A 350-nucleotide genomic window follows, 5' to 3' on the forward strand; every position below is an offset into this window, starting at 1 on the left:
TCGCCCTCTACGAGCACAAGGTGTTCGTGCAGGGCGCGGTGTGGAACATCGACTCCTTCGACCAGTGGGGTGTGGAGCTGGGCAAGGTGCTCGCCAGGCGGATCGAACCCGCCCTCACCGAGGGCGCCGAGGTCCCCGGCCTGGACGCGTCGACGAAGGCGCTGGTCGCCCGGTACCGGGAGCTGCGCGGCCGAAGCTGAGCCGGGCCGCCGGAGCCGGGCCGGTGGCGCGCATCCGCCGGTGCCGGGCCGGTGGCGCCAAGGCTGTGGCGCGCATCCGCCGGTGCCGGGCCGGTGGCGCCAAGGCGGGCGCGCATCCGCCGGAGCCGGGCCGCTGGAGCCGGGCCGCTG

1 pseudogene is annotated in these 350 nt (G+C 76.6%); it reads left to right on the forward strand.

Features of this window, described 5'->3' with window-relative positions:
• Positions 1–200: pseudogene (locus GT045_RS28885) on the forward strand (glucose-6-phosphate isomerase); the annotation flags it as partial.
• Positions 201–350 lie beyond the last annotated feature (150 nt).

It is taken from the genome of Streptomyces sp. SID486 (assembly GCF_009865385.1).
In the GTDB taxonomy this organism is placed as follows: Bacteria; Actinomycetota; Actinomycetes; order Streptomycetales; family Streptomycetaceae; genus Streptomyces.